The following is a 26,027-nucleotide window of genomic DNA, read 5'->3' as shown; positions in this document are numbered from 1 at the left end:
AGGTGCGGGCGGTCAGGACGGACCGCAGCATGGAAGCAGGGGCCTCGACCGGACGTGTGTCTCTCACCGAGGAGGAACCGTGGACCGACAGAACTTCGCACGCGTGGCAGGCACGTCCGCCGCCGTCACGACACTGGTGCAGGCGGGCACCGCGGCCGTCGCCCTGCCCCGGGGACGTCGCGACTACGCCGACGGCGCATGGGGGCCGGGCCTCGCGGCCATCGCGCTCACGGGTGCCGTGGTCGGGAACGGCGACCGACGTCGGCGCTGGGCCCTGGCCGCCGCCACCACCGCGTGGGCGGTGCGGCTCGAGTCGCTCATGCTGCGGCGGCTGGCCGGCAGCGACGAGGAGGACCCCCGATACACCGAGTTCCTCGAGGGCGACTCCACCGCGACGGCCGGGCTCAAGGTGTTCGTGACGCAGGGGCTGGCGCAGCTGGTCGTCTCGGCACCGCTGCAGGTGGCCGCGGCGAGCACCCTCCCCCGGACGTCGCGCCGGTACCTCCTGCCGGTCGGCCTCGCCGTCATGGCGATCGGGACGGTCGTCGAGGCGCTCGCGGACCGGCAGAAGGACGCGTTCAAGCAGCGCGACGACGACGAGAGGCCCGACGTGCTCGACACCGGGCTGTGGGGCGTCTCGCGCCACCCCAACTACCTGGGTGACTCCGTGACGTGGGACGGCGCGTGGATCGCCGCGGCCGCGTCGGCGCCCGCAGGGTGGACCTGGCCCGCACCGGTCGCCATGTCCTACTTCCTCATGTACGCGACGGGCGCCAAGCGCACGGAGCAGCGCATGGAGGACCGCCCCGGCTACCGCGACTACCAGGACCGGGTGCCGTTCTTCTTCCCGGACCCATGCAGGGTGGTGCGTCGGCTCAGCGCAGGGAGTATGTGACCACCGAGACGGCCGTGTACTGCGCGACGAAGGCCAGGACCGTGCACAGGTGGAAGACCTCGTGGAAGCCGAACGTCTCCGGCGCCGGGTTCGGTCGCTTGGTCGCGTAGACCACGCCACCCACCGTGTAGACGAGCCCACCGAAGGCGATGAGGCTGATGGCCGTCACGTTGACGCCGGTGCTGAAGCGCGAGGCTCCGTCGACGAATGTGGGCAGGAACGGCACGATGATCCACCCGAGCGCGATGTAGAGGGTCGTGAAGACCCAGCGCGGCGCCTCGGTGAACAGGATCCGCAGCACCGAGCTCACGACCGCGACGGACCAGACGACGCCGAGCAGCCACGCCCGCGCCCCGCCCTCCAGGTAGAGGATCGCGAAGGGCGTGTAGGTCCCGGCGATCAGCACGTAGATGTTGGCGTGGTCGAAACGACGCCAGAACGCCCAGATGCCGACCTCCCAGGTGCCCCGGTGGTAGATCGAGGAGACCGTGAACAGCAGCAGGGCGCTCGCGACGTAGATCGCGGAGCCCCAGCGGGTCTCGGTGGTCGGTGACAGCACGATGAGCACCACGCCGGCCGCCAGCAGCGCCGGGACGAACCCGGCGTGCATCCAACCGCGCAGCGAGGGCTTGAGCTCGGCCATCTTGTCGGCCATCCCGCGCGTGCGCCGGTCCACCGGCAGCGCAGGGTCGTCGGTGCTGCTCACGGCGGATCCTCCTGGTCGGGCGAGCGTGACGCGTCGTCGCGCACCGCGAACCGCAGCGGTGCGACCACCGTAGGCCACCCGGGGCGTCAGGGCTGGTCCGCTGGAGCAGGCGCTGTCGGTCGTCACGGTCACGATGCCGTCGCGGACGTCGACCTGCAGCGCGGCGAGCGTCTCCGCGTCGAGGTAGCGCAGACCGGTGATGCTGCCGTCCTCGACCTCGACGTCGCGCTCGGCCAGGCCCGCCCGGCGCGCCGCCGCGGCGACGTCGGCTCGGTCCTGCTGCGTGTACGTCGCCCGGGGCGAGTCGTTGGTCCAGGTGAGGACGCGCTGGTAGCCGCCGTCGGCGCAGTCCCGGACGGTCGGGCCCTGCGAGGTCCAGTCGACGTCCTCGCCCAGGAGCCGCTGCACCTCGGACTGCAGCCGGTTCCGCCGGCCCCCCGCCTCGGGCGACAGGTCGGGCCGCGCCGACGGCGTGACGGTGGCGACCGGCTCGTTGCCCTCGTCGTCATCCGGTTCCGCGGTGACGAAGAAGTAGACGCCCCAGGCAACGATGACGGCGGCCGTGGCCGCGACCACGATCGCGACCGCGGACCAGTTGGGGTGCCGCGTGGTGAAGGGGCAGCAGACCGGGGAACTCGCGCTCGACCTCCGCGGCGGCGAGCGGCTCGGGCGCCGAGGCGTGGTTCGGCGGGTGGGCGACGATCGCCTCGAGATCGTCCTCCGACCACATCTCGAGGTTGAGCCGGAAGGGTCGACCCGTCCCGTCGACGACGAGGTAGGGCACCTCGATCCCGTGCTGGTACGACAGCACCAGCAACGTGCCGCGCAGGTGCTCGTCCACGGCCACGGCACGGGTGCGCCCGTAGCTCCGGAACGTGACGTGCGTGGGCGACACGCTCACCGTGTGCTGCTTCGGGAGCGTCAGCCGCCAGACCACCACCCCCACGAGCGTGACGACGGCGGTGACGCCGGCCACCCACAGCCCCACCTCCAGGCCGACGCCCCGCAGTCCGACGAGTCCCACCGGGAGCGCCACGGCCAAGGCCGCGAGGGAGCTGCGCCGACGCGCCTTCGTCATCGGTGTGCGGTGCCCACGGTCCGGCGCGTACCGGATGCTGCCGTCGGGGAGGGTCGTGCGGCTCATCGTCGTCCTCTTCCGTGCCCCTCGGGGCCCTCCCGCGTTTGGCGCAGGAATCACGTTCGCACGGCATCGACGTCGGTGCAGCACGCCTCGCCGGACCGTGGCGCGCGGTCCCGGCGCCTCGCCAGTACGTTGGCGGGATGCCCACCCGCAGCGAGCCCGACCTGCACGGCACCCCTCTGCCCACCGGCTCGTCGGGCTGGATCCGCGTGCGCGGGGCACGCGAGCACAACCTGCGCGACGTCGACGTGGACCTGCCGCGCGACTGCTTCGTGGCGTTCACCGGCGTCTCCGGGTCGGGGAAGTCCTCGCTGGCGTTCGGGACCGTCTTCGCGGAGTCGCAGCGTCGCTACTTCGAGTCCGTCGCCCCCTACGCGCGACGGCTGATGTCGCAGGTGGGCGCCCCGGAGATCGACACCATCGAGGGACTGCCGCCGGCCGTCGCCCTGCAGCAGGCACGCGGTGGCACCAGCTCCCGGTCGACGCTGGGCACGCTGAGCTCCCTGTCGGACGTGCTGCGCCTGCTCTACAGCCGGGCGGGCACCTACCCCGAGGGCGCCGAGCACCTCCCGGCGTCGGCGTTCTCGCCGAACACGGCGGTCGGCGCGTGCCCCACGTGCCAGGGAAGCGGCGTCTCGCGGCGCACCTCCGAAGCCCTGCTCGTCCCCGACCCGACGCTGTCCATCGACGAGGGCGCGATCGGCGTCTGGGCCAGCCGCGCGTGGGTCGGCCAGAACGTGCGGCGGATGGTCACCAAGCTCGGCATCGACGTCCACGCGCCGTGGCACACGCTCCCCCAGAGCGATCGTGACTGGATCCTGTTCACCGACGAGGAGCCGCGCATGCTCCTGCAGGGCAACAAGCAGGGCGGGGCCAGCGCGTACCACGGGCACTGGTCGTCGGCGGAGAAGTACCTCATGCGCAACCTCGCCAAGACGCAGTCGCCGGCGCAGCGCGAGAAGCTGGAGGCGTTCGTCGCCGACGGTCCGTGCCCCACGTGCGGCGGCAAGCGACTGCGGCCCGCTGCCCTCGCCGTCACCTTCGCCGGGATCGACATCGCGGACATGGCCGCGCTCCCACTGTCGCAGGTGTGCGCCCTGCTCGACGGCGGGCTGGCCGACCAGGCCCGCGGCACCGACCGTCACGGCGCGGCAGCGGCGTCTGCCGCGAGATCGCTGGTCAAGGACTTCGGTGCGCGCGTGGAGTCGATCATCTCCCTCGGCCTCGGCTACCTGTCCATGGACCGCTCGAGCACCGCGCTGTCCCCGGGCGAGCTGCAGCGCGTGCGGCTCGCCGGACAGCTGCGGGCCGGCCTGTTCGGCGTGCTGTACGTGCTCGACGAGCCGTCGGCCGGGTTGCACCCGGCCGACTCCGCCGCGCTCTACGACGCGCTGCGCGACCTCGTCGCCGCGGGCAACTCGCTCTTCGTGGTGGAGCACGACCTGTCGATCGCACGCCACGCCGACTGGGTGGTCGACGTGGGCCCGAGCGCCGGGGTGCTGGGCGGGCACGTCGTGCACAGCGGACCGCCCGCGGCGCTGGCCGGCGTCGAGGACTCCGCCACGGCGGACTTCATGTTCGACCGCACGGAGCCGCCGGCCCTGAGCGCGCGGACGCCAGCCGACTGGATCGACTTCGATCCCATCTCGCTGCACAACCTGCGCGACGTCGAGGTGCGCCTGCCGACGGGTGTGCTCACGGCGGTCACCGGGGTGTCGGGGTCGGGCAAGTCGTCGCTGCTCACGGCCATGGTCGAGCAGCTGGAGGCCGCCGCAGCCGATCCTTCGACAGAGGGCCCGCACCGCATCGTCGTCATCGACCAGAAGCCCATCGGTCGGTCGCCGCGCTCCAACCTGGCCACCTACACCGGTCTGTTCGACCCGGTCCGACGCCTCTTCGCGGCCACCCCCGAGGCCAGGGAACGCGGATGGACGGCGGGGCGGTTCTCCTTCAACGTCGACGCGGGCCGGTGCCCGACGTGCGAGGGCGAGGGCTTCGTGGCGATCGAGCTCGTGTTCCTGCCGACCAGCTACTCCACCTGCCCGACGTGTGGCGGGTCCCGGTACGACCCCGAGACGCTCGAGGTGCTCTACCGCGAGCGCGACATCGGGCAGGTGCTGGCCATGACCGTGCAGGAGGCGTCGGACTTCTTCGCCGACGTCCCCGCCGTGCACCGCGCGCTCACCACGCTGCTCGACGTGGGCCTGGGCTACCTGACGCTCGGCCAGCCCGCCACGGAGCTGTCCGGAGGTGAGGCGCAGCGCATCAAGCTGGCCACCGAGCTCCAGCGACCGCGTCGCGAGGGCACGGTCTTCGTGCTCGACGAGCCCACCGGCGGTCTGCACCCCGTGAACGTGCGCGACCTCGTGCGCGTGCTGAACCGCCTGGTCGAAGGCGGTGACACCGTCGTGGCGGTGGAGCACGACATGCAGGTCGTCGCCGCTGCCGACTGGGTCGTCGAGCTCGGCCCCGGCGGTGGCGACCGAGGCGGCACGGTGGTGGCCGCGACGACGCCCGCCGAGCTGCTCGACGTGGCCGACAGCGTGACGGCGCCGTACCTGCGCGCCGCCGTGGAACGAGGCTGAGCGGCTGCGCCGAGCGGGCTCACGAGTCGAGGGGGTCCTTGGGGATCAGACGGCGGGCGACGATCGTCTCGGCGACGTCGCGGAGCTTCTCGTTGCGGTGCTGGGACAGTCGGGTCAGCAGCGCGAACGCCTCCTCCTCCTGGACGCCGTGCCGCTCCATGACGATCCCCTCGGCCTGACCGATCCGGGTCCGCGAGACGAGAGCCTCTCTCAGCTGCTCGACCTGCCGGGCCGCGGCGATCGCCGCGGCGGCGTGGGCCGCGAAGAACGGGATCTGCGCGACGTCGCGCTCGGTGAAGGCGCCCACCCGCCGGGCGTAGACGTTGAGCGCGCCCACGCGCCGTTGCTGGGTGGTCATGTGTGCCGAGAGGATCGAGCGGAACCCCAGCTGCTCGGACACGGGCTTGGACCAGCGAGGCCAGCGCTGGTCGACCCGGAGGTCCTCCACGTGCACGACCTCCGTCTCGCGGAAGCTCTCCAGGCACGGCCCCTCGCCCAGCTCGTTCTGGAACCGGTCGGCCGCGTCGAGGTCGGGGTCGGTCGCGCCGACCGTGACGATGTGCCCGTCGCCGAGGTTCAGCGACACCGCGCAGCCGTCGGCACCGTCCACCGCCGATGCGACGTGCTCGGAGAGCTTCGCGATGACCTCGTGGGAGCTCCCGCTGCCGGAGGCGTCGGCAGCGATCGCCGCGAGGGTCCGGTTGAGGTCGTAGTGGTCGTTCTCGTTCTCGTTCACGTGCTGCTCCAGCGATCGTGCGGTCCGCGCCCGCCTCTGTGCCGAAGCGCGCTCGGGACACAATCTAGCGAGTCGCGTCCGGACGGGCGGTGATCAGCCTCGCAGGAACGCGACGAGGGCGACCACGCCGACCCCGACCACGAGCACGCGCAGCGCCGACGCCGGGAGGCGTCGCCCGACGGTCGACCCGACCTGCCCGCCGACGGCCGATCCGATCGCGATGAGCAGCACCACGAGCCAGTCGACGTCGGCCACGGCGATGAAGACGAGACCGGAGACCCCGTTGGCCACGGCCGCCAGCACGTTCTTCAGGGCGTTCAGCCGCTGCAGCTCGTCATCGATCCCGATGCCCATGACGGCGAGCAGGATGATGCCCTGTGCGGCGCCGAAGTAGCCGCCGTAGACGCCGGTCAGCGCCACGAGCGGGCGGGTCCACCACGCGCCGTCCTCGGACAGCCCGCCGCGCTCGGCGTGCCGTCGGGCGACGGCGGCCGAGATCCGCGGCCCGAGCACCACGAGCACGCAGCCCAGCAGGATGAGCACCGGCACGATCGCGGAGAACGCCGACGCCGGGAGCACGAGCAGCAGGACGGCACCGGCGACGGCGCCGACGGCGGACGCGGGCACGAGCCGCATGGCTCGCCGACGCTGGCCACGCAGCTCGCGCCGGTACCCGATGGCCCCCGAGACCGAGCCGGGGACGAGCCCGATGCCGTTCGACACGTTCGCGGTGACCGGTGGGACGCCGAGCGCCAGCAGCGTCGGGAAGGAGATGAGGGTGCCGGACCCGACGACGGTGTTGATCGTGCCCGCCGCCAGCCCCGCGAGCAGGATCACCGTGATCTCGACCGGACCCATCTCGACCTCCCCGAGGCGCAGGCGCGCCGTCCCGACCGTCGAGGCTACGTCAGCGTGTCGAGCGGGACGGACGGACCACCACGTCGCCTACCTACTCGGCAACGCCGATCGTCGCTGCGGCGTCCACCCCGGTGGCCTCGACCGTCACCCAGTGCGCCGGCGAGAAGTAGCGCGTCATCCCGTCGACCCGCACTCGCAGGACCCCGGACGGGAGGATCTCGACGGTCTCGGCACGGAAGGACCCCATGTTGTGCGGGAAGACTCTGAAGGCCATGCGGCACGGTCCCACGGCGGACACGTCCCGGCACCTCGACCGCGTCGTCGCTCGAAGGCGACAGGCCGGCGCGCCCCCACGCGGAACCTCGGAGTCGGAGGACAACCACCGACAACGTGCGGAGGGGGTGCGATCCGACCCCGCCCCAGTCCATAGTCGGGCGTGCCGCGAATGCAGTGCTCCTGTGGAGCCGCCTGTCGGAATCGAACCGACGACCTTTTCATTACGAGTGAAACGCTCTACCGACTGAGCTAAGGCGGCGAAGGCTCAGCGAGGATCGCCCGCCGAACCTCGACGAGTCTATCCGGGCCCTTCGAGGGTCACAAACCGGGCCCCTACACTCGACGCGTGGACGGAACAGAGGACGTGCGGGCCGAGCTGGACGACATGCGATCCAGCATCGACAACATCGACGCGGCCCTCGTGCACCTGCTCGCCGAGCGGTTCAAGTGCACGCAGCGGGTGGGGCGTCTCAAGGCCGCGCACGAGCTGCCGCCCTCGGACCCCGAGCGCGAGTCGCGCCAGATCGAGCGGCTCCGCACGCTCGCCGTGGAGTCGGACCTGGACCCCGCCTTCGCGGAGAAGTTCCTGACCTTCATCATCGACGAGGTCATCCGCCACCACGAGGCCATCCGCTCGGCCTGACCCCTCCCCGACCGGCCCACGGCGACGCTTCGCGGCCGTCGGCGGTAGGTGGCGCGCGCAACCTGGAGGGTCGGAGGTAGGCCCTCCGCGGATAGCAGGTGCGTATCCGCGGCAGACCTACCGCCGGGTGCCCCGCAGCGCGGTAGACCTACCTCGCGCGCGCCGAGGCGGCGTGGCGGTCGGGAGCCGGGGTCGTGCGTCAGCCCTCGTCCTCGCAGGTGAGGCCGTCCTTCGGAACCGTGCCGTCGACGAGGTAGGCGTCGACGGCCTTCTTGATGCACTGGTTGCCCGACCCGTAGGCGGTGTGGCCGTCGCCGTCGCGCGTGAGCAGCACACCCTCGGAGTCGCCGAGCTGGTCGGCGAGCGCCTTCGCATTCTCGTACGGGGTGGCCGGGTCGCGGGTGGTGCCGATGACGACGATCGGCGCGGAGCCCTCGGCGTCGATCTCGACCTGCGGGCGCTCGGCCGGCTCCGGCCAGTCGCTGCAGCCCAGCACGCCCCAGCCCAGTGCCTCGCCGAAGACCGGCGACGCCTTCTCGAACGTCGGCAGCTCGGCCTCCACCTCGTCGACGCTCGGGCGTTCACGGTTGTCGAGGCAGTTGACCGCGATGTTGGCCCAGCCGATGTTGCCGTCGTACTCGCCGTTGCCCTTGCGCGAGAAGTAGGCGTCGTTCAGCTGCAGCAGGACCGAGCCGTCACCGCGCAGCGCAGCCGTGAGGCCCTGCGAGAGGGCGATCCAGCTGGCCTTGTCGTACAGCGTGACCGCGATGCCGTAGAACGCACGCCCCTTGGTGAGCTCGCGATCGGTGCCGGTGGGCAGCGGCTCGTCCTCGAGCTGGCTCATCAGCGTCTCGATCGCGCGCTGCGCGGCGTCGGCGTCCTGCCCCAGCGGGCACGACTCGAGCTTCACGCACGACGCGATGTAGGCGTCGAGCGCACGCTGGAACCCGGTGGCCTGGCCCAGGGACGACCCGAACACGTCCTTGGACGGGTCGACCGCGCCGTCGAGCACCATCGCGCCGACCTTGGCGGGGAACAACGTGGCGTAGGTGGCGCCCAGCTGCGTGCCGTAGGAGGCGCCGAACCAGTCCAGCTTCTTCTGACCGAGCAGGGCCCGCGCGACGTCCATGTCGCGGGCCGCCTCCTCGGTGGAGACGTGGCCGGCGAGGTCGCCGGAGTTCTTCCGGCATGCCTCGCCGAGCTCCTTGACCGCGTCGCGGAACTCCTGGACCTCGGCGTCGCTCGAGGGGTCGGGGTCGCTCGCAGCGTACTCGTCGAACTGCTCGTCGGGCAGGCACTCCAGCGGCGAGCTCTCGCCGACGCCGCGCGGGTCGACCCCGACGATGGTGAACGCGTCGCGGACCTCGTCGCCCATGCTCCCGGCGAGCGATCCCGCGTAGTCGATCGCCGAGCCGCCCGGGCCGCCCGGGTTGACGAACAGCACGCGGGTGCCGTCGCCCTCGGCCAGGTAGCGCGCCGCCTTCAGCTTCGTGGTCTCGCCGTCGGGCTCGTCGTAGTCGACGGGCACCTCGATCGTGGCGCACTCGCGCTCGCCGCCGCAGTCCTCCCAGGTCAGCTCCTGGTCGTAGAAGCGCTGCAGCCCGTCGGGGGCCTTCTCGCCCGTGGGCTCGAGCTGGGCCGTGGGAGCGGAGTCGTCACCGCGCGTGGCGACCAGCACGCCGACCACGACGGCGGCCACGGCGGCGAGGACGATCAGGACGAGGAGAGGGCGCTTCATCGGGTCCGAAATCCCATCATCATGCGTTCGAGGGTGAGCAACGGTGCAGCGTTGGCGGTGAGCGCCTCGCGTGCCTCGACGATCGCATCGATCCTGCGGAGCGTCGAGTCGGGGGTCCACACCTCGGCGGCCGAACGGACCGCGTCGGCGACGTCGGCGTTGACGAGCGGCGCACCGGGTGCCGTCTGCGCGACCACGACGTCGCGGCAGAAGGAGAGGAGGTCGAGCAGGACGCCGTCGATCGAGTCACGCGCGAGCCGGGTGCGACGCCGCTTCTGGTCCTTCTCGAGCGAGGAGACCGCACCGGCGTAGCCGGCGGGCCTGCGGCCACGGTCCTCCACGCCCCACGACTGCTTGAGGTCGGAGGTCTCGCGCTCGTCGGCCACGTCGGCGACCGCGGCCGCACGGGCGGTGGCCTCGTCGTTGATGCGCTGGGCCGCCACCAGGCAGTCGCCGAGGGAGCGCAACGACGTGGGCAGCGACAGGATGTCGCGACGACGCTCACGCGCCTGCGGGTCGCGGGCCAGCCCGCGGGCGCGACCGATGTGCCCCTGCGACGCCGCCGCAACCGCCTGCGCGAGCTGGGGCTCCACCCCGTCGCGCTCCACCAGCAGACGCGCGATCGCGTCGGCGGGCGGGGTGCGCAGGAGCACGGCGCGGCAGCGCGACCGGATGGTGACGATGACGTCCTCAGTGGCGGGCGCGCACAGCATCCACACCGTGTACTGCGACGGCTCCTCCACCGCCTTGAGCAGGGCGTTGGCCGCCTGCTCGGTGAGCCGGTCGGCGTCCTCGACGATGAGCACCTGCCAGCGACCGAGCGCCGGCCGCAGGGCCGACTTGCGCACGTACTCGCGAGCGACGTCGGTGCCGATGGACAGCCCGTCGGTGCGGATGACGGTGATGTCGGGATGGCTGCCGGCCGCCGCCGTGGTGCACGAGTGGCACTGGCCGCAGCCACCCAGCTCGCACTGCAACGCCGCCGCGAAGGCCTTGGCCGCGTTGGAGCGCCCCGACCCGGGCGGACCGGTGAGCAGCCACGCGTGCGTCATGGAGCGACCGTCGCCGCCGGCGGACCGGACCGCCGCGGACAACGTGTCGACGACCGGTCCCTGGCCGACGAGCTCGTCCCACACGCTCGTCACAGGTCACCACCGTCGTGGCGGGCCTGCCCGAGCCACGGCTCGACCGCGGCCCGGATGGCGGCGTGCACGACCTCGGGCGGCTGGTCGGCGTCGAGGACGAGGTAGTGGGCGGGGTCGGCGGCCGCGAGGGTCAGGAAGTGCTCACGCACGCGCTGGTGGAAGTCGAGCGGCTCGGCCTCGATGCGGTCGGGCTCTCCGGCGCGCGACAGCCCGACCGTGGGGTCGAGGTCGAGCACCACGGTCAGGTGGGGCCGCAGGTCGGCCGTGGCCCACCGTGCCACGTGCTCCAGCTCGCCGGCGTCGATGGCGCGGCCCGCCCCCTGGTACGCGAGCGTGGAGTCGACGTAGCGGTCGGTGACCACGACCTCGCCGCGCTCCAGCGCCGGGAGCACCACGGCATCGACGTGCTCGGCCTTGTCGGCGGCGTAGACGAGGGCCTCGGTGCGCGGCGACAGGTCGCCGGTGGCCGGGTCGAGCACGATGCTGCGCAGCCGGGCGCCGACCTCGGTGCCACCGGGCTCGCGCGTGAGCAGCACGGGCGTTCCCTGGGCCGTGAGCCAGTCGTGCAGCAGGCGGGACTGGGTGGACTTGCCGCCCCCCTCACCACCCTCGAGGGCGATGAAGACGCCCGAGTCGGTGTAGCGAGGCTGCATGTCGCCGATCCTAGGGGGCGGGTGCGACGGGGCGGGGTGGTGCGTCGTCGGGACCTGCTGCTGCGCCGGTTGCGGCCGTGCCGTCGTGCTGCAGCGCTGGCTGCGGTCGTCTCGTCCCGCTGCTGCGCTGCCCGCGGTCGTCACGACTCACTGGTGCGCTGCCCGCGGTCGTCACGACTCACCGGTGCGCTGCCTCGGCCCTCGCTGGAGGCGGCCTCCGAAAGGCCTCGACCGGGGACCTGGGCAGGCACTGGGCCGGGATCGCGGGGTCAGGCCCGGCGCCGGGTCGACCCACGATTCTTCCTTCACGCGTGATCGGCGCAGGACTCTTCGTTCGTGCGTGCCATAGGGTCAAGGATTCTTCCTTCTCGTGGAACGGTCCACGAGAAGGAAGAACCGCTGCCCACCCCGGACGCACAGCAGCACGTCGAGTCCCTCTCAGGCAACGCAGCAGGAGGCCGCGACCCCGGCGGGCAGCGCACCCCCGGGGCGAGGACTCAGCTCTTCTTGGCCGTCGTCTTCTTCGCGGTGGTCTTCTTGGCCGCCGACTTCTTCGCGGTGGTCTTCTTCGCCGCCGTCTTCTTGGCCGCCGTCTTCTTCGCCGGGGCCTTCTTGGTCGCCTTCTTCGCGCCCTTCTTGGCCGTCTTCTTGGCCGGGCCGCGGGCCCGACGCTCGGCGAGCAGCTCCTGCGCACGCTCGGCGGTGAGGGTCTCCAGGGAGTCGTCCTTGCGCAGCGTGGCGTTGTACTCACCGTCGGTGACGTACACGCCGAAGCGCCCCTCCTTCACGACGATCGGGCTGCCGCTGACCGGGTCGTCGCCCAGCTCCTTGAGCGGCGGCTTGGCCGCACCGCGGCGGCCGTACGTCTTCGGCTGGGCGTAGATCGCCAGCGCCTGCTCCTCGGTGAGGGTGAACAGCTGCTCCTCGGACTCCAGCGAGCGCGAGTCGGTGCCCTTCTTCAGGTAGGGCCCGTAGCGGCCGTTCTGCGCGGTGATCTCGACACCCTCGGCGTCCTTGCCGACCACGCGCGGCAGCGTGAGCAGCTTGACGGCGTCGTCGATCCCAATCGAGTCCATGCTCATGGACTGGAACAGGCTGGCCGTGCGCGGCTTCTCGCTCTTCTTGGCGCCCTCGGGCAGCAGCTCGGTGACGTAGGGGCCGAACCGACCGTTCTTGACCACCAGGTCGAGGCCGGTGTCGGGGTGCGTGCCGAGCATCTTCTCGGCGCCGGCCGGGTTGGCCAGCAGCTCCTTGGCCTTCTCGAGGGTCAGCTCGTCCGGCGGCAGGTCCTCGGGCACGTTGGCCCGAGTGGGGACGTCGGCACCGTCCTTGCCGGGCACCATCGGCGGGCCCTCGACGTACGGGCCGTACCGACCGACGCGGACCGCGATGTCGTCGCCCAGCTCGAACGTGGCCAGTCCGCGCGCGTCGATGTCGGGCAGGTTCTCGATCAGCCACTTGAGGCCGGTGTCCTTCTCGCCGCTGCCCGCCCAGAAGCTCTCGAGCACGCGCTGGCGGGCGTCGCGGCCGTGCGAGACCTCGTCGAGCACGTCCTCCAGCTCGGCCGTGAACGAGTAGTCGACCAGACGCGGGAAGTGCTGCTCCATCAGCCGCACGACGCTGAACGCGATCCAGGCCGGCACCAGCGCCGTGCCCTTCTTGAACACGTAGCCGCGGTTCTGGATGGTGCCGATGATCGACGCGTACGTGGACGGCCGGCCGATCTCGCGCTCCTCCAGCTCCTTGATGAGCGAGGCCTCGGTGTAGCGGGCCGGCGGCTTGGTCTCGTGGCCGGCCGGGGTCAGCTCGTGCGCCGCGACCGTGTCGCCCTGCGCCAGGGCCGGCAGCTTGGTCTGCTGGTCGTCGCCCTGGCCGTTGTCCTCACGGGACTCGACGTAGGCCTTGAGGAAGCCGTGGAAGGTGATGGTGCGACCGGAGGCCGTGAACTCGACCGGGGCGCCCGCGTCGGCACCCGCGGCGTCCGAGGCCGTGGCGGCCAGCCGGATCGAGACCTGCTCGCCCCGGGCGTCCTTCATCTGCGAGGCGAGCGTGCGCTTCCAGATGAGCTCGTACAGCTTGTACTCGTCGCCGCGCAGACCCGTGGCCTGCGGCGTGCGGAACTTCTCGCCCGCCGGCCGGATGGCCTCGTGCGCCTCCTGCGCGTTCTTGACCTTGCCCGTGTAGGTGCGCGGCTTCTCGGGCAGGTACTCGGCACCGTAGAGCTCGCGGACCTGCGACCGGGCCGCGTTCAGCGCCGTCTGGGACAAGGTGATCGAGTCGGTGCGCATGTAGGTGATGTGCCCGCCCTCGTACAGACGCTGCGCCACCTGCATGGTGCGGGCCGCGCCGAACCCGAACTTGCGCGACGCCTCCTGCTGCATCGTCGTGGTCCGGAACGGGGCGTAGGGCTTGCGGGTGTAGGGCTTGGCGTCGACCGCGGCGACCGCGAAGGACTCGTCGCGCAGGCCAGCGGCCAGCGCCGTCACCCGGGCCTCGTCGAGGTGCGCGACCTCGGCGTTCTTGAGGGTGCCGTCGTCGGCGAAGGCCGAGCCGTTGGCCACCTTCTTGCCACCCACGCTCACCAGCCGCGCCGGGAACAGGCGGGCGTCCTCGTGCTTCTCGCCCGCGTCGAAAGTGGCGTCGAGGTCCCAGTACGACGCGGACCGGAACGCCATCCGCTCCCGCTCGCGCTCCACGACCAGACGAGTGGCCACCGACTGCACACGGCCGGCGGACAGGCCCGACATGACCTTCTTCCACAGGACGGGGCTGACCTCGTAGCCGTAGAGACGGTCGAGGATGCGCCGGGTCTCCTGCGCGTCGACGAGGTCCATGTCGATGTCGCGCGGGTTCTCGACCGCGCGGGTGATCGCTTCCTTGGTGATCTCGTTGAAGACGATCCGCTTGACCGGCACCTTCGGCTTCAGCTCGTCGTAGAGGTGCCACGCGATGGCCTCGCCCTCGCGGTCCTCATCGGTCGCGAGCACGAGCTCGTCGGACTCCTTGAGCAGCTTCTTGAGCTTGGTGATCTGCGACTTCTTGTCGGCGGCGACCACGTAGACCGGCTCGAAGCCGTTGTCGATGTCGACGCCGAGGCGCGCCCACGGCAGCCCCTTGTACTTGGCCGGCACCTGGTCGGCGCCCTTCGGGAGGTCCCGGATGTGGCCCACGCTGGAGTCGACGACGTACCCGTCACCCAGGTACGACTGGATGCTGCGCACCTTGTTCGGCGACTCGACGATGACGAGCGTGGTCACGGTGATACTCCCTGCTGGACGGCGTCGGCCCCACTGGTCGGGGGCCGGACGGGGCAAACGCTAACGCGTCCTGTCAACAAACATCGTGCCCCGGGGGCCGACGTGGCGCGCGCCACGCCCTGGGCCGACGCTCTCAGGGCACCAGGAACCCGTCGGCCACGAGGTCGTGCACGACGGGTCGGTACGACTCACGCAGCTCGGTCGGGTCGCGGTCGAGCAGGTGGGCGAGCGCGTCGATCACCTGGCCGGCCGTGAGGTCGCCGTCGAGGGCGCCGAGCAGCCCCGCCTCCACGGTGTCGACCTGCCTCGCGCGACGCAGCCCCTCGCTCAGCCGCACCACGATCGCCTCCGGGTCGGCCGCGCCCGCCGGACCGTACGTCTCCTGCGCCAGGCCGGTGGCCTGGGTCCAGCGGACGTCGAGCACGTCGTCGGCGTCGGCCAGGGCGTCGACCCGCTCCGCCCAGTCGAGCACGGCGGCGCCGACCGGCGGCGCGACCTCGTGGCGCCACTGCTCCATCCGCAGCACCGGGACGTCGCGGTGGGCCGCCCGCAGGTTGATCCACCCGAAGGCCATCGCCTCCACGCCCTGCTCGTCGAACCAGCCGAGCCACGCGTCGTAGCGCTCGGCGTAGTCGGGTCGGTGGCGTGCGCCCGCGTCGGCCAGCCACATCTCCACGTACGCCGGCAGGTCGACGACCTCGCGCTGCACCACCCAGGCGTCGAGCCCGGTGGGTGCGATCCAACCGTGCAGACGTTCCTCCCACGGCTCGTCGGTGTGCACCCAGCTGCCCAGCACCTGGCACCAGCCGCCGGGACGCAGGTGGTCGGCGGCACCCGAGACGACGGTGCGCACCACGCCGTCGGCCTCGAGCGACCCCTCGCGGTACACGAGCCGCTCCCCCGTGGGCGGCGAGACGACGAATGGCGGGTTCGTGGCGATCACGTCGAACTGCTCGCCGGCCACCGGCTCCCAGAACGAGCCGTCGCGCACGTCGACGTCGGCACCGTTCAGCTCGGCCGTGAGCCGCGCCGCCCACAGCGCGCGCGGGTTCACGTCGGTGGCGACCACCCGGTCGTGACGCTGCGCCAGGTGCAGTGCCTGCACCCCGCAGCCCGTGCCGAGGTCGAGCACGCGGCCAGCCGACGTGGGCACCGTGAGCTGCGCGAGCGACGACGACGCCTCGCTGATGCCGAGCACGTGCTCCGGTCCGACCTCGATCGCGCCGGTGTCGAGACCGGGAGTGAGGTCGCAGACCACCCACCAGTCGTGGTCCTCGTCGCCGTAGGGCCGGACGTCGACGAGCGCACGCACGTCGGACCCGTCGCGTCCGAGCAGCCCCCGCTCGAGCAGGTCGTCGACGAGCCCCGGGAGGGCGGCCTCGACGGCACGGGCCGGCTCGGCGCGCTGGAGGGAGAAGAGCCGCACGAGCGTGGAGAGCGCGGAGCCGTCGCGCGTGGCGCGCTCGGCCGGCGTCGTTTCGTTGCGCAGCAGGGCGGCGTGGGCGGCGGGGCCGAGGAGCTCCTGGACCCGGTCCACCGTGAACCCGACGTCGGCCAGCCGTGCGCGCACCTGTTCCATGCGGCCAGCGTGTCACGCCACCACGTCGATGCCACCCACTCACCCTGGTTCTCCCACACTCACCTGAGCGGACATCCCAAGGTGAGTGACGGATTCCCGTGGTGGGTTCACGATTCCCATCACCTGATGGGAATCGTGGGGACGGAGGGACGCGACGGTGCGCGAGACGCACGTGACCCCCGCGGCGGGGCCGCGGGGGTCACGTGGGGTGGTGCGGTCAGGCGGGGCTGGTCGCCTCGTCCATGGCGCCGTCCTCCTGGACGTCGCCGATGGCGATCGGACGACGCTTGGAGATGTACACGGCCACCACGATGATGAGCACCGAGACACCGGCGATGGTGTACCGGACCCATTCCTTGGCGTCCTCGCCGTAGGTCACCTGCACGACGACCGGGACGATGAGCAGGGCGACGAGGTTCATCACCTTGAGCAGCGGGTTGATCGCCGGGCCGGCGGTGTCCTTGAACGGGTCACCGACCGTGTCGCCGATGATCGTCGCCTCGTGGGCGGGCGATCCCTTGCCACCGTGGTTGCCGTCCTCGACCAGCTTCTTGGCGTTGTCCCACGCGCCGCCGGAGTTCGCGAGGAACACCGCCATGAGCGTGCCGGCACCGATGGAGCCGGCCAGGTAGGCGCCGAGCGGGCCGACGCCGAGGCCGAAGCCGACGGCGATCGGGGCGAAGATCGCCAGGATGCCCGGCGTCGCCAGCTCGCGCAGCGAGTCGCGCGTGCAGATGTCGACGACCTTGCCGTACTCCGGACGGCCCGTGCCCTCCATGATCCCGGGGATCTCGCGGAACTGGCGGCGCACCTCGTACACGACCGCGCCCGCGGCACGCCCGACGGCGCTGATCGCGAGCCCGGAGAAGAGGAACACGACCGAGACGCCGATGATGAGGCCCACGAGGTTGCTCGGGTCGGCCACGTTGAGGATGCCGGAGATGACCTGCCCGTCGGAGGAGCTGAGCCCACCGAGGAAGGCCTGCAGCGGCTCCGGGTCCTGGACGTCGAAGCCGGAGAGCACCTCGCCGAAGCCGTCGCGGATCGCGTCCGTGAACGACCCGAACAGCGCGGTCGCGGCCAGCACGGCCGTGGCGATCGCGATGCCCTTGGTGATCGCCTTGGTGGTGTTGCCCACCGCGTCGAGCTCGGTGAGGATCTGTGCGCCCTCCTCGCCGACGTCGCCGGACATCTCCGCGATGCCCTGGGCGTTGTCGCTCACCGGGCCGAAGGTGTCCATGGCCACGATGACGCCCACCGTGGTGAGCAGGCCGCAGCCCGCCAGGGCCACGGCGAACAGGGCCACGACGAGCGACCCCGACCCGAGCAGGAAGGCGCCGAACACCGCTGCGCCGATCACGAGGGCGGTGTAGACGGCCGACTCGAAGCCGACCGAGAGGCCGGACAGGATGACCGTGGCCGGCCCCGTGAGCGACGTCTTGCCGACGTCCTTGACCGGGCGCGTCTCGGTGCCGGTGAAGTAGCCGGTGAGCGCGAGGATCACGGCGGCCAGGACGATGCCGATGAGCACGGCGACCATGGCGATGACGCGCGGGTCACCGTCCAGGCCGGCCACGCTCTCCACGGGCAGCACCTGCGACAGGATCGACGACTCGTCGGCCGTCGGCAGCGACAGGTCCGCGAAGGACGACGGCAGGTAGAACCAGGCGAAGGCCGACGACCCCACCGCACCCAGGAACGCCGAGATGTAGAACGACCGGTTGATCGTGCTCAGCCCGCTCACGCCGGGCTGGGCGCGAGTGATGAAGACGCCGAGGATGGCGGTCAGCGCGCCGATGGCCGGGATGACCAGCGGCAGGACCAGGCCCTGCTCGCCGAACGCCACCGAGCCGAGGATGAGCGCGGCGACGAGCGTGACGGCGTAGGACTCGAAGAGGTCGGCCGCCATGCCGGCGCAGTCACCGACGTTGTCGCCCACGTTGTCGGCGATGGTCGCCGCGTTGCGCGGGTCGTCCTCGGGGATGTTGTTCTCGACCTTGCCGACGAGGTCGGCGCCGACGTCGGCGGCCTTCGTGAAGATGCCGCCGCCGACACGCATGAACATGGCCAGCAACGCGGCACCGAAGCCGAAGCCCTCGAGCACCGTGGGCGCGTCACCCTGGTAGATCAGCACGACGACCGAGGCACCGATGAGGCCGAGGCCCACCGTGGACATGCCGACGGTGCCACCGGTGCGGAAGGCGATACGCATGGCCACCTCGCGCCCCTCGTTCTCGGCAGCCGCCGCCACGCGCACGTTCGCCCGCACCGCGAGCCACATGCCGAAGTACCCGATGAGGGCCGAGAACAGCGCGCCGGCCAGGAACGCGACCGAGCGACCGATGCGGACGTCGGTGGCACCGGGGAGCGCGAACAGCAGGGCGAACGCAGCCACCGCGAACACGGCGAGCGTCTTGAACTGGCGGGTCAGGTACGCCGAGGCGCCCTCCTGCACCGCCAGTCCGATCTCCTGCATCTTCTCGGTGCCGTCGTCGGCAGCGAGGACCTGGGAGCGGAACAGTGCAGCGAAGAGGAGCGAGACGACTCCGATCCCGGCGACCACAGCGACGAACGTCGTGTTGCCTCCCGAGAGCTCGAGATCACTCGCCGCCGCAACGAACGTCGCGTCGACCATGTATTCCTCCGTGGTGTGGGACAGGGGTGTCGGCCCCAGCCAACCAGGAAAATGTGACGCGGGCTACACCCGGGTAACAATCCTGCGCGTGTCGTCCACGGCGGGCGCGGTCAGGCCAGCGACGCGGGTCCGTGGGCGGCGCGCGCCGCCTCCACGGAGTCGTGCAGGCCGAACACCTTGTCGAGGCCGGTGATCTCGAAGATCTTGAGCAGCCGCGGGTGGGTGCACACGATGTCGAGGGACCCGCCACCGGCGCGCACCTTCTTGAGGGCGCCCACGAGGACGCCGAGCCCCGTGGAGTCGAGGAACTCGACCCGCTCGACGTCGACGATGAGGCGCAGGTGCCCGGCCTCGACGGCCTCGACGATGGCCTCACGCAGGCGTGGCGCGGTGTACACGTCGATCTCGCCGCCGACCTCGATGATCTCGAACGGGTCGTCGGTGCGCGTGGTGAGGAGCAGGTCCATCAACGTCCTTCCGAAGGTGTGACCAGTCAACCACGAAGGAACCGAGCCCGCCCCCGTCTCGGGGGAGCCGTCGCGTGCCGCCTGGGAGACTGTGGGGGTGGACATCGGACGCCTGCTCTCGCGCCACGGCGACCGCATCCTCCACCTGCACGACGTGCCCGCCCGGGAGGCCGTGGTGGAGCCGTGGCCGGAGTGGGTCGAGCCTCGCGTGCGGACGGCGTTCGCGGCCCAGGGCGTGACCCACCTGTGGGGGCACCAGGCCGAGGCGCTCGCGCACGTGCACGCCGGGCGACACGTGGTGGTCTCGACCGGGACCGCGTCGGGCAAGTCGCTGACCTACCAGGTGCCGGCACTCGACGCGCTGGTCCGCGGCAGGTCGGGCGACGCGCTCCAGGGCCACCGCGCTCCCACGGCGCTCTACCTCGCCCCCACCAAGGCGCTGGCGGCCGACCAGCTGCGTCGGCTCCCCCTCGGGCCCGACGGGGCGGCCCTCGTGCGCGCGACCACGGTCGACGGCGACAGCTCGCTCGACGACCGGGCGTGGGCCCGCGACCACGCCCAGCTCGTGCTCACGAACCCCGACACGATCCACCACACCCTGCTGCCCGGGCACGAGCGCTGGTCGCGCCTGTTCGCCGGCCTGCGCATCGTCGTCGTGGACGAGTGCCACCACTACCGGGGGGTCTTCGGCGCCCACGTCGCGCACGTGCTGCGTCGCCTGCTGCGGGTGTGCGCCCACCACGGGTCGCACCCCGTGGTGGTCCTGTCGTCGGCCACGGTCAGCGAGCCCGAGGCGTCGGCGCGACGGCTCACCGGGCTCGACGTGGTGGCCGTGACCGACGACGCGTCGCCTCACGGACCGCGGACGATCGCGCTGTGGGAGCCGCCCCTGGTGGGTGCGGCGCACCCGTCGCAGCCCCCCACCCGTCGCTCGGCCGGGCGCGAGGCGGCCGAGCTGCTCACCGACCTCGTCCTCGACCGCACCCGCACGCTCGTCTTCTCCCGGTCGCGCCGCGGGGCCGAGTCCATCGCCCGCGGCGCCCAGCAGCGACTGGGCGAGGTCGCGCCCGAGCTGCCCGGACGGGTCGCGACCTACCGTGGCGGCTACCTGCCGGAGGAGCGGCGCGAGCTGGAGGACCGGCTCCGCTCGGGTGACCTGCTGGGCCTGGCCGCCACGAACGCGCTCGAGCTCGGGGTCGACGTGAGCGGTCTCGACGCGGTCGTGAGCGTGGGGTTCCCCGGAACCCGAGCGGCCTTCTGGCAGCAGGTGGGACGAGCCGGCCGCGACGGGCAGCCTTCGCTCGGGGTGCTCGTGGCCCGCGACGAGCCCATCGACACGTTCCTGGTGCACCACCCCGAGGCCTGGCTGGGCGCTCCGGTCGAGGCCACGGTGTTCGACCCCGACAACCCCTACGTGCTCGGACCCCACCTGGCGGCCGCGGCACAAGAGCTTCCGCTCACCGAGGACGACCTGCCCCTGTTCGGTCCTCGGGCGCGCGAGGGCGTCGACGCGCTGGAGGCGGCGGGGTGGCTGCGCCGGCGACCCGGCGGGTGGTTCTGGACCCGGCGCGACCGGGCCGCCGCCCTGGCGGACCTGCGCGGCAGCGGCGGTGCACCCGTGCAGATCGTCGACGGTCCCACCGGACGGCTGATCGGCACCGTCGACGCGGGGTCCGCCGACGGCGAGGTGCACGAGGGCGCCGTGTACGTGCACCAGGGGGTGGCCCACGTGGTCGACGAGTACGACGTGGAGGACGGCGTGGCGGTCGTGCACACCGAGGACCCGGGCTGGTCCACCTCGGCCCGGACCACGACGGAGGTCTCGGTGGTGTCGATGCAGCGCAGCCGCACGTGGGGAGCCACCACGGTCCACGTCGGAGAGGTCGACGTGACCAGCCAGGTGGTCTCGTTCTCGCGCCGGCGACACGACGGCAGCCTGGTGGGCGAGGAGCCGCTCGACCTGCCCGCACGCACGCTGCGCACCGTGGCCACCTGGTGGACGCTGCACCCCGACGCGGTGCCGCAGGTCCTGGAGCACACGGACGTGCCGGGAGCAGCGCACGCGGCCGAGCACGCCGCCATCGGCCTGCTCCCCCTGCTCGCCACGTGCGACCGCTGGGACCTCGGAGGACTGTCGACCGCGGTGCACGCCGACACGGGCACGCTGACGATCTTCGTGCACGACGGGCACCCGGGCGGGGCGGGCTTCGCAGAGCGGGGGTACGAGGTGGTGGAGCGCTGGCTCCGGGTCACCCGGGCCACCATCGCGGGCTGCGAGTGCCCCACGGGCTGCCCGTCGTGCGTCGTCTCCCCCAAGTGCGGCAACTTCAACGAGCCGCTCGACAAGGCCGGCGCGGTGCGGCTGCTCGACGCCCTGCTGGACGGCGCGCCGGAGGACTGACGGGGGCACGGGATCATCTCGCTGGCACCGGGGCATCGCTCGTGCCAGGGCGGGGCGGCGCGAGCCTCGATGTGCGTGGTCCACGTCCCGCCCCACCACGGACGGGCCGCGCAGCCGTCGGCACCCTCGGTGCCCGGGGTGACCCAGGTCCGGCTGTCCGTAGGTGAGCGCTCGCAAGGGTTCGATGTCGGAGATCCTGACGGCAGCTCGTCTGGGGTGGGATGGTGCTGGTGGGGAGTCCGACACCGGGGTCGGCGATGAGCTGCGGGGCGATGTGGTGCCTGTGGCCGACGTGCACCGTCCACGAACCAGCAAGGGAATCGTCGAACCAACGCGACACACTCGTTCACCTTCAGACAAGAGGAAGCATGAACTCCGAAGACGTGGTGCGACGTCGCGAAGAGCGCTTCCTCGCGATCTACGACGCGGCGTACGCCGATCTTCTACGCTTCGTGCGCCGACGTGTCCGCGAAGGCGCAGAAGACATCGTCAACGACGTGATGCTCACGGCGTGGCGACGTCTCGACGACTGACATGGCTGACGCTCGCGCGTGGCTGTTCGGGGTTGCGCGCAAGGTGATGCTGAACGCGGGACGGCGTGAACGCAAGCAGGAAGCACTTCCTGCCCTCATCGTGAACGTGTCACCCGGCACGGCGCAGACGGAGAGTGCCGACGATGTCGTGGCCGCCAGGATCGATGTTGCGGCAGCCTGGCAACGATTGAGTCTCATTCACCAGGAGGCGCTGACCCTCGCCGTACTCGATGGGTTGAACGCACCTGAGGCGGCCGCGGTCCTCGGGATCTCGTCCACTGCGTTCAGGCTGCGGTTGTCTCGCGCCCGACGATCGCTGCATCGACTCATCGATCCTTCGACGAGCGCACGCTCACGGCTCGAAAGCCGTCCTCACGTCAGGAGCTCACGATGACGAAGCGGACCCTGAAGGATTTCGACGACATCCTTCGCGACCTGGACCCAGCCACGGCGGCCTTGACCGAGGAAGAGACGCGGCGCGGTTCGGCCGCCAGGGAGCGGATCATGACAGCGCCCGTCTCAGATGCGGCAGGCATCGAGGTTCCGCGCCGTCGCCGGCAAGGCGGACGGGCGTTGGTGGCCGCAGCAGCCGCCGCTGCCGCGGCCGTCGCCGTCCCGATGGTTCTGGGGGGCGGTTCGGCGTTCGCTTCGTGGTCCGCGGTTCCCGAGCCTCTGACACCCTCGGCCTCGGCCATCGCGTCGGATGCATGCAGGTCCGCGATGGGGGTGAACAGCGACGGCTTGCAGACAGTCATGGGCGAGCGCCGCGGTGGATGGACGTTCGTTCTTCTCCAGGGCGCTGGCGGCGAGGCCGCCTGCCTGATGCCGCAGAAGCTGATCGACTCGGACTCAGGTGCATCTCGCGCCGATGGATTCTTCGGTTCCTACGATCCCGACCCCCCTGCGGCCCCCACACCGGCGAGCGATGCCATCGTCGAGAGCGAAAGCATGGCGGGCTCCGTCTCCCTCCCCGGACGGCTGTCGCTCGGAACCGTCGACGGGTGGTTCGTCTGGGTTCGCGGGTACGTCGGACGTGATGTCGTTGCTGTCACCGTGGACCCGCCCGTCGGTCCCGACGTGGAGGCAAGCGTGAAGGACGGACGCTTCAGCGCCTGGTGGCCAGCCGGCAATGCTGAAGGCAAGGACGCAGCTTCTGGTGACGCCTGGTCCTACACCGTGACCCTTGCTGACGGGACAATCCAGCAGAACAGTCCCTAGGCATCGAGCACAGGGACGCGCACGGCCCTGCGGGGAGGTGCGAATGTCCGTGTCTTTCGGACATGCTGCGGCCCACCTCCCAGTCTCGTCTGCGAGAACCCGTTCTAGTCCTTGGAGAAGGACGCTAAACCCTCGCCCAGTACTTGGCGGTCTCCCTGCATCGCATCGAAGATGACGTTGTGTTCGTCGGTCGGTTTCATGCGAACTGAGACGCCCTCTTCCGGCAACGTGACATCGAGGAAGCGGACGGTGACGGACGTCAGCCTTCCCGGTTGTGCATACCGGTCGAGATGACTCACGACGTGGCCAAGCACGTGCATGCCGTGAAGGATGACTCCGGGGAGTCCCTCGGCACGAGCCAGGCTGTCATCCAGGTGCACGCCGCTGAAGTCGTGTGAGACTTTCGCGTACTCTTCCGGGTCGGCCGCGGAGGGCCGCCAGTGGAGGTCCGGGATCGAGTCAGACATGTCGCACCGCCTGCGTCGCCGTGCCTCTCAAGCAGGTGCGATTCCGCTCGTCGATGCTTTCAGTGAGCACGTCGAAGAACACGGCTCGCGCTCGAAGTTTGACGTTTCCAATCCGTGCCGTGGTCGTGATTCGAGATAGAGCGCGCAGCGGTTCATCCCATTCCAGCGTTTGCGCGGCATGCACGTTGCGGTCGAAAGGCAAGGCGATGGTTTCGTCGTGAAGAACCACGAGAACGGTCCGCATGGTCAGCGCGGCTCCATAGCCCGGTGGAATCCCAGGAGCATCGCCGACATACCCGTGGAGGTCCGCGTACCGCGCGGCTTCCTCGGGGTCGACGACCTGCAGATCGGACCAGGTCGCCGAGTGGGCGTTCTCCAGGCGCTTTGCCAGGGCTACCGCTTCTGGGTCCACGTCAGTGGGCCCGAGTCGCTGCGAGCTCGCGCAGCTCGACCTTGCGGATCTTTCCGCTGGGTGTCTTGGGAAAGGAGTCGACGACCAGCATCCGTTCGGGCAGGAAGTGCTTGGAGACTCCGTTGTCCAGCAGATACTTGTTGAGAGAGTCGAGGTCTTCGCTGCTTCCCTGTCGCAGAACGACAACCGCGCAGGCGCGTTCCCCGAGCCGATCATCGGGGATGCCGACGACCGCGACATCTAGCACGTCGGCATGGGTGTACAAGACGCTCTCAACAGCGACAACGGGGATGTTCTCTCCGCCTCGAATGATGATGTCCTTGCTCCGTCCATCGAGATGGACGAGGCCTTCGTCGTCGATGCGAGCGTTGTCACCGGTGTCGAACCATCCGTCGGGATCGATCTCTTCGGCGGTCTTTTCCGGCAGACCGAGGTAGCCCAGGAACAGGCCGGCGGTGCGAACTTGCATGCGGCCGGTGACTCCCGCAAGAGCGGGACTGCCGTCGTCTCCGATGACTCGTACCTCGACGCCGTCGACGGGTCGACCGTCCGAGAGCATTTCGTTTCCTGCCATCCCGGGACGGCATGAGATGCCAATTCCGATCTCCGTCATGCCCCACGCTGAACCCACCCAGGAGCCGAAGGCTTCGAAGGCGCGGGCCGGCAACGACCTCGGGACAGGCGAACCGGTGACGATCACGGCCTTGAGCCGGCATGCGGAGTCCCCGACGAGGTCGGTTGTCAGGAGGTCCTGCAGGAAGGTGGGTGCGCCGTAGAACACGGTCGCACCTTCGCGTCGGATCACGTCTGCGCCGCGGGTAGGGCTCCACTTGTCCAAGTAGACCGCGGTCGCGCCGAGCCGGGCACTCAGCACCACGCCCCAGAGGAAACCGCTGTGGTGCCCTACGGGCGAGAGCACGGCGTTGACGACATGGTCGCCAAGATTGTGGCGCCCGAAGTATCCAACCCAGTTGGAAAGGACCGCGATGAGCGTCTGGTTGGTGTTCATGACGCCCTTGGGGGCTCCGGTCGTTCCGGAGGTGAAACCGACGTGGCAGATAGCTCGCGGGTCGACCTCGGGGAAAGCACCGACCGGGTCGGTGGGGAGCTGACGGAGAGGACGTTCACCGTCCTTCAGGGTTGCGCCTTCTCCTCGTACGAAGACCTGGGCGTCGACTCCAGCACCGAGGGCAGAGCGCACCACCTCGATCGGTTTGGACCTGGCGTAGGCCTCTTCACACACGACGACCTTGGCGGACATCGTCTTCAGGATGTGGCCAACCTCGTACGCGCCATAGGCCACGGGGATGCCGGTGTAGACGGCGCCGATCCGGTTGATGGCGAAGATCAGTGCAGCAAAGTCGATGCAGTTCGGGAGCATCACGACAACTGAGTCGCCGACTTCAACACCTTGGGCCATCAAACCTGCCGCGTACCGGTCGGTGAGCGCGTCCAGTTGCAGGTACGTCAGCTCTCGGCGCTCCATCGGGTCCCCGCCGTACTCGACGGCCGCCACATGCTCGGGGGTAGCTTCCGCGGAGCGTCTCAGCTGATCGCTAAGGGTCTCGGGTGCCCACTGCCCGCTGTCTTCATAGAGACGGATGATCTCCTCAGTCAGGCGGCTGTCGTCCCTCAGACCGGGGTGCTGCGTCATCGCATTCATGCGGAACCTTCCGTAGTTA

Annotated in this window: 22 protein-coding genes and 1 tRNA gene; 7 read left to right on the top strand and 16 right to left on the bottom strand. The window is 70.9% G+C overall.

The annotated features are described in order from the left end of the window. The first annotated feature begins 79 nt into the window (after nucleotides 1–79). On the top strand, nucleotides 80–895 hold the full coding sequence (locus RQG84_RS08150; RefSeq protein ID WP_311209620.1) for a DUF1295 domain-containing protein: 816 nt from the start codon (nucleotides 80–82) through the stop codon (nucleotides 893–895). Here the strand turns inward: RQG84_RS08150 and RQG84_RS08145 are convergent. Further along, nucleotides 876–2,177 (bottom strand): hemolysin III family protein, encoded by a 1,302-nt coding sequence (locus RQG84_RS08145; RefSeq protein ID WP_311209619.1) that lies wholly within the window; start codon nucleotides 2,175–2,177, stop codon nucleotides 876–878. The genes RQG84_RS08150 and RQG84_RS08145 overlap by 20 nt on opposite strands. Further along, nucleotides 2,107–2,745: a hypothetical protein gene (locus RQG84_RS08140; RefSeq protein WP_311209618.1), complete on the bottom strand. Its 639-nt coding sequence runs from the start codon at nucleotides 2,743–2,745 to the stop codon at nucleotides 2,107–2,109. Before RQG84_RS08140 ends, RQG84_RS08145 begins: the two co-directional genes overlap by 71 nt. A gap of 137 nt (nucleotides 2,746–2,882) precedes the next feature. Here RQG84_RS08140 and RQG84_RS08135 point away from each other — a divergent pair, with 137 nt between their 5' ends. Further along, the gene (locus RQG84_RS08135; protein ID WP_311209617.1) at nucleotides 2,883–5,327 is read left to right on the top strand and encodes an excinuclease ABC subunit UvrA; all 2,445 of its coding nucleotides are present in this window, start codon (nucleotides 2,883–2,885) and stop codon (nucleotides 5,325–5,327) included. Between the two features lie 19 nt (nucleotides 5,328–5,346). On the opposite strand, the gene RQG84_RS08130 is transcribed toward RQG84_RS08135, so the two are convergent. From RQG84_RS08130 to RQG84_RS08115, 4 genes are all read right to left on the bottom strand, one after another. Further along, a complete protein-coding gene (locus RQG84_RS08130) occupies nucleotides 5,347–6,063 on the bottom strand; it encodes a GAF and ANTAR domain-containing protein (protein WP_311209616.1) in 717 nt (238 codons plus the stop codon). 93 nt (nucleotides 6,064–6,156) lie between these two features. Then, entirely contained in the window at nucleotides 6,157–6,921 is a 765-nt protein-coding gene (locus tag RQG84_RS08125; protein ID WP_257728967.1) for a sulfite exporter TauE/SafE family protein, read from the bottom strand. A gap of 91 nt (nucleotides 6,922–7,012) precedes the next feature. Next, entirely contained in the window at nucleotides 7,013–7,195 is a 183-nt protein-coding gene (locus RQG84_RS08120) for a hypothetical protein (protein WP_311209615.1), read from the bottom strand. Between the two features lie 185 nt (nucleotides 7,196–7,380). Continuing rightward, a tRNA-Thr gene (locus RQG84_RS08115) sits at nucleotides 7,381–7,456 on the bottom strand. An 87-nt stretch (nucleotides 7,457–7,543) separates the two neighbouring features. On the opposite strand from RQG84_RS08115, the gene RQG84_RS08110 reads away from it, so the two are divergent. Continuing rightward, nucleotides 7,544–7,840: a chorismate mutase gene (locus RQG84_RS08110; protein ID WP_055969595.1), complete on the top strand. Its 297-nt coding sequence runs from the start codon at nucleotides 7,544–7,546 to the stop codon at nucleotides 7,838–7,840. A gap of 199 nt (nucleotides 7,841–8,039) precedes the next feature. Here RQG84_RS08110 and RQG84_RS08105 read toward each other — a convergent pair whose 3' ends face one another. The 7 genes from RQG84_RS08105 to RQG84_RS08075 all read right to left on the bottom strand — a co-directional run bounded on the left by RQG84_RS08105 (nucleotide 8,040) and on the right by RQG84_RS08075 (nucleotide 19,314). Further along, nucleotides 8,040–9,578, bottom strand: coding sequence for an alpha/beta hydrolase (locus RQG84_RS08105; RefSeq protein WP_055969598.1), 1,539 nt, complete (start codon nucleotides 9,576–9,578; stop codon nucleotides 8,040–8,042). After that, nucleotides 9,575–10,723, bottom strand: a complete 1,149-nt coding sequence (locus RQG84_RS08100; protein ID WP_311209614.1) for a DNA polymerase III subunit delta' — start codon at nucleotides 10,721–10,723, stop codon at nucleotides 9,575–9,577. Before RQG84_RS08100 ends, RQG84_RS08105 begins: the two co-directional genes overlap by 4 nt. Continuing rightward, on the bottom strand, nucleotides 10,720–11,376 hold the full coding sequence (gene tmk, locus RQG84_RS08095) for a dTMP kinase (RefSeq protein ID WP_311209613.1): 657 nt from the start codon (nucleotides 11,374–11,376) through the stop codon (nucleotides 10,720–10,722). The genes RQG84_RS08100 and tmk overlap by 4 nt, the downstream gene beginning before the upstream one ends. A 497-nt stretch (nucleotides 11,377–11,873) precedes the next feature. Beyond that, on the bottom strand, nucleotides 11,874–14,633 hold the full coding sequence (gene topA, locus RQG84_RS08090) for a type I DNA topoisomerase (protein ID WP_311209612.1): 2,760 nt from the start codon (nucleotides 14,631–14,633) through the stop codon (nucleotides 11,874–11,876). A gap of 133 nt (nucleotides 14,634–14,766) precedes the next feature. Next, complete coding sequence (locus RQG84_RS08085) at nucleotides 14,767–16,212, bottom strand: methyltransferase (RefSeq protein WP_311209611.1); 1,446 nt, start codon at nucleotides 16,210–16,212, stop codon at nucleotides 14,767–14,769. Between the two features lie 217 nt (nucleotides 16,213–16,429). Further along, the gene (locus RQG84_RS08080; RefSeq protein ID WP_311209610.1) at nucleotides 16,430–18,847 is read right to left on the bottom strand and encodes a sodium-translocating pyrophosphatase; all 2,418 of its coding nucleotides are present in this window, start codon (nucleotides 18,845–18,847) and stop codon (nucleotides 16,430–16,432) included. Nucleotides 18,848–18,957: 110 nt separating this feature from the next. Further along, nucleotides 18,958–19,314: an STAS domain-containing protein gene (locus RQG84_RS08075; RefSeq protein WP_055969612.1), complete on the bottom strand. Its 357-nt coding sequence runs from the start codon at nucleotides 19,312–19,314 to the stop codon at nucleotides 18,958–18,960. Between the two features lie 97 nt (nucleotides 19,315–19,411). Between RQG84_RS08075 and RQG84_RS08070 the strand changes: the two genes are divergently transcribed. The 4 genes from RQG84_RS08070 (at nucleotide 19,412) to RQG84_RS08055 (ending at nucleotide 23,466) form a co-directional block, all read left to right on the top strand. Further along, nucleotides 19,412–21,715, top strand: coding sequence for a DEAD/DEAH box helicase (locus tag RQG84_RS08070; protein WP_311209609.1), 2,304 nt, complete (start codon nucleotides 19,412–19,414; stop codon nucleotides 21,713–21,715). Between the two features lie 368 nt (nucleotides 21,716–22,083). Then, a complete protein-coding gene (locus RQG84_RS08065) occupies nucleotides 22,084–22,248 on the top strand; it encodes a hypothetical protein (RefSeq protein WP_311209608.1) in 165 nt (54 codons plus the stop codon). Between the two features lies 1 nt (nucleotide 22,249). Further along, on the top strand, nucleotides 22,250–22,642 hold the full coding sequence (locus tag RQG84_RS08060) for a sigma factor-like helix-turn-helix DNA-binding protein (protein ID WP_311209607.1): 393 nt from the start codon (nucleotides 22,250–22,252) through the stop codon (nucleotides 22,640–22,642). Beyond that, on the top strand, nucleotides 22,639–23,466 hold the full coding sequence (locus RQG84_RS08055; RefSeq protein WP_311209606.1) for a hypothetical protein: 828 nt from the start codon (nucleotides 22,639–22,641) through the stop codon (nucleotides 23,464–23,466). Before RQG84_RS08060 ends, RQG84_RS08055 begins: the two co-directional genes overlap by 4 nt. A gap of 104 nt (nucleotides 23,467–23,570) precedes the next feature. On the opposite strand, the gene RQG84_RS08050 is transcribed toward RQG84_RS08055, so the two are convergent. The 3 genes from RQG84_RS08050 to RQG84_RS08040 are packed head-to-tail and all read right to left on the bottom strand — an operon-like array spanning nucleotide 23,571 to nucleotide 26,008. After that, nucleotides 23,571–23,933, bottom strand: coding sequence for a MaoC/PaaZ C-terminal domain-containing protein (locus RQG84_RS08050; protein ID WP_311209605.1), 363 nt, complete (start codon nucleotides 23,931–23,933; stop codon nucleotides 23,571–23,573). Continuing rightward, nucleotides 23,926–24,345 (bottom strand): hypothetical protein, encoded by a 420-nt coding sequence (locus RQG84_RS08045; RefSeq protein WP_311209604.1) that lies wholly within the window; start codon nucleotides 24,343–24,345, stop codon nucleotides 23,926–23,928. The genes RQG84_RS08050 and RQG84_RS08045 overlap by 8 nt, the downstream gene beginning before the upstream one ends. Nucleotide 24,346: 1 nt before the next feature. Then, nucleotides 24,347–26,008, bottom strand: coding sequence for an AMP-binding protein (locus RQG84_RS08040; RefSeq protein ID WP_311209603.1), 1,662 nt, complete (start codon nucleotides 26,006–26,008; stop codon nucleotides 24,347–24,349). Nucleotides 26,009–26,027: the final 19 nt, after the last annotated feature.

Origin of the sequence: Aeromicrobium sp. WCS2018Hpa-31 (assembly GCF_031843905.1) — a bacterium.
Lineage (GTDB): Bacteria > Actinomycetota > Actinomycetes > Propionibacteriales > Nocardioidaceae > Aeromicrobium.
This window is presented reverse-complemented; position numbering and strand designations above follow the sequence as displayed.